The organism is Candidatus Methanoperedens nitratireducens, assembly GCF_000685155.1.
Taxonomy (GTDB): Archaea; Halobacteriota; Methanosarcinia; order Methanosarcinales; family Methanoperedenaceae; genus Methanoperedens; species Methanoperedens nitratireducens.
The window spans coordinates 149066-156638 of record NZ_JMIY01000001.1; the positions used below are offsets into that span (position 1 = coordinate 149066).

Annotated in this window: 9 protein-coding genes; 3 read left to right on the forward strand and 6 right to left on the reverse strand. The window is 43.7% G+C overall.

Features of this window, described 5'->3' with window-relative positions:
* The first annotated feature begins 323 nt into the window (after nucleotides 1-323).
* Together hypF and hypE are read left to right on the forward strand one after the other, a co-directional pair.
* Nucleotides 324-2606: a carbamoyltransferase HypF gene (hypF, locus tag ANME2D_RS00765; protein WP_048088291.1), complete on the forward strand. Its 2283-nt coding sequence runs from the start codon at nucleotides 324-326 to the stop codon at nucleotides 2604-2606.
* A 42-nt stretch (nucleotides 2607-2648) separates the two neighbouring features.
* Nucleotides 2649-3662, forward strand: coding sequence for a hydrogenase expression/formation protein HypE (hypE, locus tag ANME2D_RS00770; RefSeq protein WP_048089212.1), 1014 nt, complete (start codon nucleotides 2649-2651; stop codon nucleotides 3660-3662).
* A gap of 16 nt (nucleotides 3663-3678) precedes the next feature.
* Here hypE and hypD read toward each other — a convergent pair whose 3' ends face one another.
* Nucleotides 3679-4752: a hydrogenase formation protein HypD gene (gene hypD, locus ANME2D_RS00775; RefSeq protein ID WP_048088292.1), complete on the reverse strand. Its 1074-nt coding sequence runs from the start codon at nucleotides 4750-4752 to the stop codon at nucleotides 3679-3681.
* A complete protein-coding gene (locus ANME2D_RS00780) occupies nucleotides 4749-4964 on the reverse strand; it encodes a HypC/HybG/HupF family hydrogenase formation chaperone (protein ID WP_048088293.1) in 216 nt (71 codons plus the stop codon). The genes hypD and ANME2D_RS00780 overlap by 4 nt, the downstream gene beginning before the upstream one ends.
* A 90-nt stretch (nucleotides 4965-5054) precedes the next feature.
* Here ANME2D_RS00780 and ANME2D_RS16625 point away from each other — a divergent pair, with 90 nt between their 5' ends.
* Complete coding sequence (locus tag ANME2D_RS16625) at nucleotides 5055-5660, forward strand: diacylglycerol/polyprenol kinase family protein (protein WP_157833888.1); 606 nt, start codon at nucleotides 5055-5057, stop codon at nucleotides 5658-5660.
* 82 nt (nucleotides 5661-5742) lie between these two features.
* Here ANME2D_RS16625 and ANME2D_RS00790 read toward each other — a convergent pair whose 3' ends face one another.
* The 4 genes from ANME2D_RS00790 to mntA are packed head-to-tail and all read right to left on the reverse strand — an operon-like array spanning nucleotide 5743 to nucleotide 7327.
* A complete protein-coding gene (locus ANME2D_RS00790) occupies nucleotides 5743-6324 on the reverse strand; it encodes a DUF6036 family nucleotidyltransferase (RefSeq protein WP_048088294.1) in 582 nt (193 codons plus the stop codon).
* A complete protein-coding gene (locus tag ANME2D_RS00795) occupies nucleotides 6308-6505 on the reverse strand; it encodes a hypothetical protein (protein ID WP_157833889.1) in 198 nt (65 codons plus the stop codon). The genes ANME2D_RS00790 and ANME2D_RS00795 overlap by 17 nt, the downstream gene beginning before the upstream one ends.
* 2 nt (nucleotides 6506-6507) lie before the next feature.
* A complete protein-coding gene (gene hepT, locus ANME2D_RS00800; protein WP_048088296.1) occupies nucleotides 6508-6921 on the reverse strand; it encodes a type VII toxin-antitoxin system HepT family RNase toxin in 414 nt (137 codons plus the stop codon).
* Nucleotide 6922: 1 nt separating this feature from the next.
* Entirely contained in the window at nucleotides 6923-7327 is a 405-nt protein-coding gene (gene mntA, locus ANME2D_RS00805; RefSeq protein WP_048088297.1) for a type VII toxin-antitoxin system MntA family adenylyltransferase antitoxin, read from the reverse strand.
* Nucleotides 7328-7573 lie beyond the last annotated feature (246 nt).

Consider the following 7573-nt stretch of genomic DNA (forward strand, 5'->3'; position numbering starts at 1 on the left):
CTGATAGATCAATCAGGGTGGTTGAATGTAATAAGAGTTGATAAATCTTACGGTTAGCCGGAGACCATTCGCCAAATTACTCAAACATTTTAATAAATTTTTATTTATTAAACCTGGCTATAGCTATCCATTACATTAGAAACCTCATAACTGTAGATTGAATTTTTATGTTTTTCAATTCAATATTTGTCTCCCTCCTGATTCTGTCCCACAGCCCTGGTTATCGAAAATTATTTAAGCCATACTTTCATTATAATAATGATATCGGGTTAGTTCCAATATTGAGATCTTCTGACCCGATTAACTTAAAATAGAAATATCTAATGTCTCAAAGCAGAGTAATTGTTACAGGAATCGTGCAGGGTGTGGGGTTCAGACCCTTTGTTTACAGGACTGCAAAGAAGCATGGCCTCAATGGCTATATAAGAAATGCCGGCAATAGCGTTGAGCTTCTCCTTGATGGAGATGAGAGAAACATTCAGGACTTCCTGGAGAGGCTCAGGTGGGAGCACCCCCCGATGGCCGATATCCAGGGAATTACTGTAATAGATACAGAGACAGGTGAGAGATTTGAAGATTTTGTTATCCTGAAAAGCCGGGGAGATACAGAAGGTAACTCGATTATCCCCCCTGATATAGCCGTATGTAAATCATGTGTAAAGGACATTTTTGATAAGACTAACAGGAGATATCTATATCCTTTCACTGTCTGCATGGACTGCGGTCCCCGTTTTACAACTATTGAGACGTTTCCCTACGACCGTGAGAAAACAACCATGAGGGATTTCCCGATGTGCAGGGCATGTGCACATGAGTATCTGGATGTTGAAGACAGAAAATTCAGAGCAGAGCCGACCTGCTGTCCTGACTGTGGACCAGAGTACGAATTATATAGAGATGAAGAGAAGCTTGATGTCCCGGATCCCATAAAGGAGGCGGTTGATGCTATTGAGAACGGGAAGATCGTGGCTATTAAGGGTGTGGGCGGGACTCACCTGGTTACCAGGACCACAGAGGATGAGCCGATCTTGAAGATCCGCACAATACTTAACAGGAGGTATAAGCCCTTTGCAGTAATGGCAAGAGATATCGATACTGCTGCGAAGTTTGCCTATATTAACCGGATAGAGAAGGGACTGCTTGAATCCTTCAGGAGGCCAATCGTTGCTTTAAGGAAGAGGGCAGGTGCCGGAATCTCAGGGCATATCGCACCAGGGCTTGACAATATCGGGGTTATGCTCCCTTACTCCGGCATTCATCACCTTCTTTTCTATTATTCGAAGGAACCTGCCTTTGTTATGACATCTGCAAACATCCCCGGTGAGCCCATGGCCATAAATAGAGACGAGATCCTGTCGCTCGGGGCTGAGTATTCATTAGTTCATAACATAAGGATCAAGAATAGATGCGATGATTCGGTTATGAAAGTCGTCGCTGACAGGGAAGTTTTTCTTCGAAGATCCAGAGGTTTTGTTCCCCGGCCTGTTGAACTCAGGAGAGAGAGCATAAAAAATATTCTGGCACTGGGAGCGGAACTTGATGTCACGGCATGCATCCTCAGAGGCAGAAGAGCGTTCCTGTCCCAGTATGTCGGGAACACCACCCGGCTTAAGACCCTTGAATATCTCGATGATGCCATACATAATCTCATGGAAATAAACAGGGTCGGGAGTATAGATGTGGTTGCAGTTGACCTGCATCCGCATTTTAATACCTCAAGGCTGGGGGAGGAACTTGCTAACAGGTTTGATGCCAGATTTATCAGATGCCAGCACCACCATGCCCATATAGCCTCTCTGATGGCAGAGAATGGTATTGATAGGATAGTGGGCGTAGCCTCTGACGGCGCAGGCTATGGTCTGGATGGGACTGTATGGGGAGGTGAGGTCTTCGCTGTAGAAAATGGTATAGAAAATGATTTTGAAAGAACTGGCAGTCTTATGCCACAGTTCATGCCTGGTGGTGATCTTGCTGTACGGTATCCATCTCGTATGGTGGCCGGGATACTCTCCAGGAAATACCCGGCTGATGAGCTAAGGGATGTATTGATCGGGATAAGAGGCTTCAGGAATGAGGAAGAGATCGATGTAGTTCTAAGGCAGATCGAGAGGAGGTTTAATACACCCGTGACATCAAGCACAGGGAGGGTGCTTGATGCGATCTCAGCAGTTCTGGGTATCTGCCATGAGAGAACCTATGAGGGTGAGCCAGCCCTCAGGCTTGAAGCTTTTGCTTCAAAAGGCGAAGCCAAAGTGGAGATACCGGTCGTGATTAAAGAAATAGATAATAGATTCGTGCTTGATACGACTGAACTGCTTGATGCGGTTCTGCTTGCCAGGGAGAAGTACAGGTATGAGGATATAGCAGCATCTGCCCAGAAAGCCCTTGCAGAAGGCTTAGCAGAGATTGCAATTCAGGCAGCCAGGATGAGAGGGATTGATTCCACAGGGATCTCTGGCGGTGTTGCCTATAATGATGCCATAGTCAGGTATATGAAAGAAAAAGCTCTTGAGGAGGGATTTGGATTTTTCACCCAGAATAAGGCACCGTGCGGGGACGGTGGCATATCCCTGGGTCAGGCGGCTCTTGCTGCGTTTAATCTTTAACTCAAAGATTAAATGATAATAAAGCTGCTAATATCTATTATTATGGAAATCCAGATGATGCACGGTGCGGGCGGAGAGCTTATGAACAGGCTCTTAGCCGAATCGATTCTAAAGAACCTGACCAGCAGGAGGATTGGAGAGGTCGAGCTCGCAGACCTGGATGATGGCGCTTCAATATCCCTGGGGGATAAAGAGATCGTGGTAAGCACGGACAGCTACACCATATCCCCCGTATTCTTCCCGGGAGGGGATATAGGGAAGCTTGCAGCCTGCGGGACAATAAATGATATCTCGGTCATGGGCGCAAGACCTATCGCCCTTGCGAGCGCGGTCATATTAGAAGAAGGATTCCTCACAGAGGATCTTGAAAAAATTATGCACTCTATGGATGCGTCATGCAGGGAGGTTGGGATCAGCGTGATAACAGGCGATACCAAGGTGATGCAGAGAAATGCCATAGATAAGATCGTGATAACAACCACAGGTATCGGGTTCGCGGACAGGGGTAAGGTTATAAAGGACTCAAACCTTGCAGTTGGAGATAAGATTATAGTGACAGGGACTATCGGGGATCACGGCATTGCACTCATGTCTTTCCGGGAAGGCTTTGGCTTTGAGACCACCCTCCAATCAGACGTAGCTCCCCTCTGGCCCATGATAGAGGGAATCCTGAAGATAGGGGGTATAACTGCCATGCGAGACCCGACGCGCGGAGGATTATCGGCAGCCTTGAATGACTGGGCCAGAAAATCCAGCACAGGTATAGTGATAGATGAAGAAAGTATACCCCTCAGGGATGAGGTGATCGCAGCAAGCGAGATGCTGGGCATCGATCCCCTTGTTGTAACCAATGAGGGAAAAGCCATCATAGGCGTGAGGCCAGAGAGAGCAGAAGAAGTCCTGGAAACAATCCGAGCCACAGAGCTTGGAAGTAAAGCCCGGATCATAGGAGAAGTCAAAGACAAATATAAAGGGAAAGTGATCCTCAATACCGCAGTTGGCGGAAAAAGAATAATTGAACCTCCACTCGGAGACCCGATCCCAAGGATCTGCTAGTTTCTCTATTATTCTATTATTCTATAATATTGGTCCCGTACCTGTATGCGATGTTGCATGTCCCTTCTGTTGATATCATGCATACGCCTATCGGGTTATCAGGAGTACAGGTCTTCCTGAAATTGGGACAATCCTCTGGCCTGCCCATGCCTTTGATTATGTCTTTACATGCAGGGCAATCAAGACCGCATGATTCGTCGGATATGGTGGGGATTTCGAATCTTTTCCTGGCATCGAAATTCTCGAATTCTTCTTTTAACGTGAGGCTTGCGTCCGGTATTACCGGCAGTCCCCTCCATTCCCTGCTTGCTGCTTCGAACACTTCTCCCATCATTCCCCGGGCTTTTATGTTGCCATTATAGGTTACCGAGCGGGTGTATTCGTTCTCGACTTTAGCTTCGCCATTTTTTATCTGCTTAAGCAGCATGTATATCGATACCAGTACATCAAGAGGCTCAAATCCCGAGATCACCTGGGGTATATGGTATTTTTTGCTGAGCGGCTCATAGGGTCTGGCCCCGATTATGGTTGATACATGGCCCGGGTCGATGAGCCCGTCTATCCCTGTTCCCTCTCTGAGCAGGAAGTCCAGTGCTGGAGGTATCACACGGTGGGAGCAGAGGATGCTGAAGTTACGAGGAGGATTGTTAAGAAGAACCTGGGCGGTCATGGGCGCAGTGGTCTCAAAGCCTATAGCAAAGAATACTACCTCTCTTTCCGGGTTTTTTATAGCAATATCCGTAGCTTCCTGCAGGCTGTAGACAACTCTTATATCTCCACCAGCGGCTTTTTTCCTTGAAAGGGAAAGTGTAGTTCCCGGAACACGGAACATATCACCGTATATAGCGACGATATTATTCTCAGATAAATATATTGCCTCGTCTATCTCATGAGCCGGAGTTATGCATACCGGGCATCCCGGCCCTGTAACCACTTCAATGTTCCCAGGCAGGAGGCTTCTTAGCCCGTGTTTTGTTATGGTCTGTTCATGCGTGCCGCAGACATGCATGATCCTTGCCGGCTGGTTCAGGGTTTTTATCCGCTCTACTACGCGTCTGGCGATGTGGTTTTCCCTGAATAGGAACTTCATTGCTTCAGTATTTCCTCCCATACTCTCAGTGTCTCATGTGCCTCATCCGGATCCATCCGCTGTATGGCGTATCCTACATGCACAAGCACGTAGTCTCCTATATTCGGGGTATCTATAAGGGTAATATTCACTTTTCTTTTAGCCCCCCCAAACTCTACAATGGCAATGTCTCCATTTACTTCTATTACTCTGGCTGGTACTGCAAGGCACATCTTTATAGTTCTCTATATTATGGTTTTATACTATTTTATACTATATTCTCCGTACTACGGTTTAAAGTTTTCTCACCCGTTACTAATTGATTGGTAAGCTCTGTTAGCAAGAAACTGGTTTTAATACCTGAGAAACAAGATGGTATTACTGTGCAACTGCGAAAAGTAATCCATATCTCAGGCATCTTTATTCCGGTATTAGCCACATTCTGGGAAAAGAATCAAACAATCGCCCTGGTTATGTTCGGGTTTATTATTTATCTTACTATTGAGACCTTAAAACCAAAAATAAGCAATGATATTCTCTCCATGGTTTATAAAGATCATGAATTAGAGAAATTTTCAATCGAGCCTTTATCATATTTTGTATCTATTCTTTCACTCCTTTCTCTCTCTTTTTTCATCGATGAAAAGATATGTTTTGCAGCCATTGCGATTCTTGCCGCAGGGGACGGGTCTGCAGGAGTTATAGGCAAAAGATACGGGAGGCATAAACTCCCGTTTAATAAGAATAAATCATGGGAAGGCTCAATATCAGGTCTTATAGCGGCATCATTTGCAGGTTTTTATTTTGCCGGTCCCATAGCTATAGTCGGAGGTGTTTTCGGGATGCTGGCCGGTGCTGTTAGTAAGCAGGATAATATTACAGTACCGTATGCCGCGTTAATAGCAATGATTTTAACCCGGTGGATTTGAAGAGGTCTTTTACAATATCTCCGCAAGCCCTGCCCTGATCTCCCTGGGCACCACCGCAACCTTATACATCCTGCCCTCAATTTTACCTGGCATATTTATCACCGTATTTATTCTCGTACTTTTCATACCTCTTTCTTAAACACTGAAAGGCATCATATACCCCAGTCTTTTTGCATATGCCTTCTAAATATTCCATATCCAGAGTACCATACTGCCTTACATATATCCCAAGAGCATCTTCCAGGTCCTGCTCTCTTCCAAACAGTAGCTTATTTGCAATTGTGTCCTCTGGCGATGCTAGATAGACTGTAGTATCGTTGAATTTGAGCTTCCTTTTATTCCTGAGCACCCTTTCATCCATCTCACTGTAAACTCCTTTGATATCCAGCCTGAACATCGTTTCCTTATCCTCAACAGTACAGTGGGATTTCTCTTTGAGCGCAGCGCGCATGTCGTCCTCATCTGCATAGAAACCGTTTTCCTGCAAAAATTTGATCAATATTGGTATATCTTCATCAACAAGCTGGATAACATAATCGATATCCATAGTTGTCCTTGGATTGCCGTAGAATAAAACCGCAAATCCCCCAACGATCACATAGTCTATATTGTTCTCATTCAGGAAATTACATACGAGCTTTAAAATTTCATCGATTGTTCGCATGCATCACCTTTTTTGCACGCAGAGCAAAATCGATTAAGTTCATACCCTGGCGAAGGGTTTCTATACCTGAAAAACTCCTTGCCCTGAGCGCTTCCCTGATTAGCTCCCTTTCTGTTGTTTCTTTAACTTTTATTCTAAGTTCCTTTATCTTTTTTTCAGGTTCAGAAATTATTAAATTCATTGTCATGATTCCTCAGGCAGCAACTTCTTAACATACGTGATATACTCTTTTAATACTCTCAAATCGTTCTGCAAAACACCATAAACCTCATCGAGATTTAATCCCCAGTATATATGTACTAAAACATTTCTGAAACCCGCCAGGTCTGAAAGTTCATCTGCAAGTTCTTTGGAAATTAACCCTTGTCTCCCAAGAATTTCGAAAGTTTCTCTATAGGTAGAGGGTTTCTCAAGACCTCTTTGCGCAATTATATATGTAGCAATATCTATTGATGCCTGAATGCTTACCAGCATCGCATGTAGCACCATGTTTCTTTTATCTCTATCTGCTCTTAGTTCTTCGATTGAGATCTTCTGATACTTCTCCCAATCTGTCAAAGCATCGTTTAACTCCCTCAGATAAGTTAAAATCCTCATACTAAACCCTCGCTAAAAATTTTCTGTCTAAAAAATCATACATTACTTTAAGATCAAGATAAGTCGAAATAAGTTTAGATTCATACTCAATTCTTTTATTTTCATCCCTCACAAATATAACCTTCCCCTTTTTCAGTACCTCGTGTTGGAATTCTACTGAAGAATAATTCAGTATCTTTACATCAAATTCAAATCTCGGCTTAATTGCTCTTTCCAACTCTCTTGCGACCTCCATAGCAAATTTGAATCTTCTATATGAATTTAATCCTTTAGAAACTACTAAAGCCACATCTATATCGTTAAATTTGTCACTTTCCAGGAAAGAGCCGAAGATATATGCTATTTCCACATAATCAAATCTGGATATTATTTCTCTTATTTTTGTTATTACTTCTTTCTTGTCCATGTCGATCTCATTAATATTTTAAGATATAGCCGCAGTCGGGCACTTCCTTGTGCCTGCGCCGATGTTTGAGCGCTGGATAATGGAATCTTTAGTTAATGAGCATTACATATAGCGACCCATATATATTTGTTTTCTGTTGTATAAAATACAAATAAATAGGTATATCATTAGCAGATCCCATGCATTAAGAGCCTATCCGAAAAGTCCTGCTGCTCTGAATGTTATCCAAGCACATGCAAAATGAAT